Source organism: Mesorhizobium dulcispinae (assembly GCF_033977345.1).
Classification (GTDB): Bacteria; Pseudomonadota; Alphaproteobacteria; order Rhizobiales; family Rhizobiaceae; genus Mesorhizobium; species Mesorhizobium dulcispinae.
Window position 1 is genome coordinate 1 of record NZ_JAVIIY010000048.1, and the last position, 2,510, is coordinate 2,510.

Here is a 2,510-nt window from a genome sequence, read left to right on the forward strand (position 1 = left end):
GAACGAACCCGCTGCGCGGGATGGGCGCATGGGGTGAGGTAGAGATCACGAGCCGGGGGTCGCGCTCGCATTGAGGGTGGTTCGGCAGCGGCAGAGCATCACGGGCTTCTTCAACAAGGAGCCCGACCATGCCCTATCCTGTTCTCGATGCACCGATCAGTCCGCTGCGCCAGCGGTTGATCGACGACATGATGCTGCGCCGGTTCAGCCAGGAGACGCAGCGCAACTATCTCCGCGACATCGGACGCCTGGCGACGTTCCTCGGCCGGTCGCCGGATACAGCGACCACCGACGACCTGCGCCGGTTCCAGATCGAGCAGCAGGACGACGGTGTTCCCGTGCCGACGATGAACAGCATCGTGTCGGCGCTGCGCTTCTTCTTCACGCATACGGTCGATCGTCCCGATCTGGCGCGCAGGCTCGTCCGGCTGGCCCACCCGCGCAAGCTGCCGGTGGTGCTCAGCCGCGACGAGGTCGCCCGCCTCCTCAACGCCACCATCTGCCTCAAGCACCAGGCCGCGCTGTCGGTCGCTTATGGCGCGGGCCTGCGCGTGGCGGAGGTGTCGATGCTGAAGGTTGCCGACGTCGATAGCGAGCGCATGCTGTTGCGTGTCGAGCGCGGCAAGGGCGGGCGATACCGGAACGCCATGCTGTCGCAAGACCTGCTCTTGTTGCTGCGTCAGTGGTGGAAGGTCGGACGCCAGCAAGGCGTGATGCATCGCGACGGCTGGCTGTTTCCGGGGCAGCATGCGATGAAGCCCATCAGCACCCGCCAACTCTATCGCGTGGTCGTCGAGGCAGCGCAGGCCGCCGACATCGCCAAGCGGGTCGGGCCGCACACGCTGCGTCACAGCTTCGCCACCCACCTGCTGGAGGACGGCACCGACATCCGGATCATCCAGGTCCTGCTCGGGCACGCCAAGCTCAACAGCACCGCTTTCTACACCAAGGTTGCAACCCGCACGGTGCGCGCCGTCACGAGCCCGCTCGACAAGCTTGGCCTCTTCAAGCCGGAAGAGATCTCACCCGACGGCTGAGCGTGCGCGCCTCGATCGAGGTTGCCGACATCTTCCGCACTGCCGGGCCCGCCTACCGGGCCGCCCATGCCGGGCATCTGAGCCTCGCCCAGCTCAAGGTCATGTCGGCGATCGAGAACTGCCGCACCGCAGTCCTTGGCGGTCACGTGGAGGCCTGCGAGGACTGCGGCCAGTGGCGTATCGCCTACAACAGCTGCCGCAACCGGCATTGCCCGAAGTGCCAGGGTGCGGCCGCACGTACATGGCTCGCCGAGCGGGAAGCCGACCTGCTGCCGGTCGGCTACTTCCACGTCGTCTTCACGCTGCCCGCCGAGGTCGCCGACATCGCCTTCCACAACAAGGCGGCGGTCTACGACCTGCTGTTCAAAGCGGCATCGGAGACGATGCTGACGATCGCGGCGGATCCGAAGCATCTCGGCGCGCGCATCGGCATCACCGCAGTGCTCCATACCTGGGGCTCGGCGATGACACACCATCCGCACGTGCACATGATCGTGCCGGGCGGTGGCATCTCGCCGGACGGAAGCCGGTGGATATCGTCGCATCCGGCCTTCCTGCTGCCGGTACGCGTGCTCGGCAAGCTGTTCCGCCGGCTCTTCCTCACCCGGCTGATCGCACTGCACGACGCCGGTCGGCTCGCCTTCTTCGGATCAATGGCGCATCTCGCCGGCCGGCGCGCCTTCCTGCACCATCTCAAGCCTGTTCGGAGCAAGCGCTGGGTGGTCTATGCCAAGGCCCCCTTCGCCGGCCCGGAGGCGGTGCTCGCCTATCTGTCGCGCTACACGCACCGGGTCGCGATCTCGAACCGGCGCCTCATCCGTTTCGACGAGGACGGCGTCACCTTCCGCTACAAAGACTATCGTCGCGAAGGCGCCGACCGGCAGCAGCTCAGGACGCTCGCGACCGACGAGTTCATCCGCCGCGTCCTACTCCACGTGTTGCCAAAGGGATTCCACCGCATCCGCCACTACGGCCTGCTCGCAGGCGGCTCTCGCAAGACGAGCCTCGCGCTCGCTCGCGAACTGCTCGCGGTCGCGCCTCCCGTCATCCACGATCCTCCGGCGGAACCAGACGACTTCCGCCCGCCGTGCCCTTGCTGCGGCGGACGCATGATCGTCATCGAGGTGTTCGAACGGTGGAGGCAGCCGCGCGGACCGCCACACGGTTCCCGGTCGACCGGGAGCAGCACGCCATGACCCGGCATGGAATGGTTCAGACTTCAGCTGCAGGCACTCAGCCTCCGGCAACGGATCGACGCACGTCTATGGTGATTATCGACGCCGACAGAGCCGCGCCCAGCCGCCCACCGTCCCGGCAACACCGCGCGGAGGCGCAACAAAGTGGTCTGTCCGCATTCACCCCAGAGCTTCCCGGCGACGGTCGCGTCATCGCCGACATCTGCCGAAATCCGAAATCCCCATAACCATCGCCTGTGGCCCGCGGGTTCCTTCCTCGGGGACTTTCGTACGCCTG

2 protein-coding genes are annotated in these 2,510 nt (G+C 66.7%); both read left to right on the forward strand.

Translation table 11 applies throughout. The annotated features are described in order from the left end of the window. Nucleotides 1–128: 128 nt before the first annotated feature. Entirely contained in the window at nt 129–1,037 is a 909-nt protein-coding gene (locus tag RFN30_RS32115; protein WP_320265958.1) for a tyrosine-type recombinase/integrase, read from the forward strand. A 2-nt stretch (nt 1,038–1,039) separates the two neighbouring features. Beyond that, the gene (locus tag RFN30_RS32120) at nt 1,040–2,233 is read left to right on the forward strand and encodes an IS91 family transposase (RefSeq protein ID WP_320265959.1); all 1,194 of its coding nucleotides are present in this window, start codon (nt 1,040–1,042) and stop codon (nt 2,231–2,233) included. Nucleotides 2,234–2,510: the final 277 nt, after the last annotated feature.

Excerpts from the sequence above, each read along its gene's own strand:
- RFN30_RS32115 (WP_320265958.1), top strand. The coding sequence starts at position 129 with ATGCCCTATCCTGTTCTCGATGCACCGATCAGTCCGCTGCGCCAGCGG.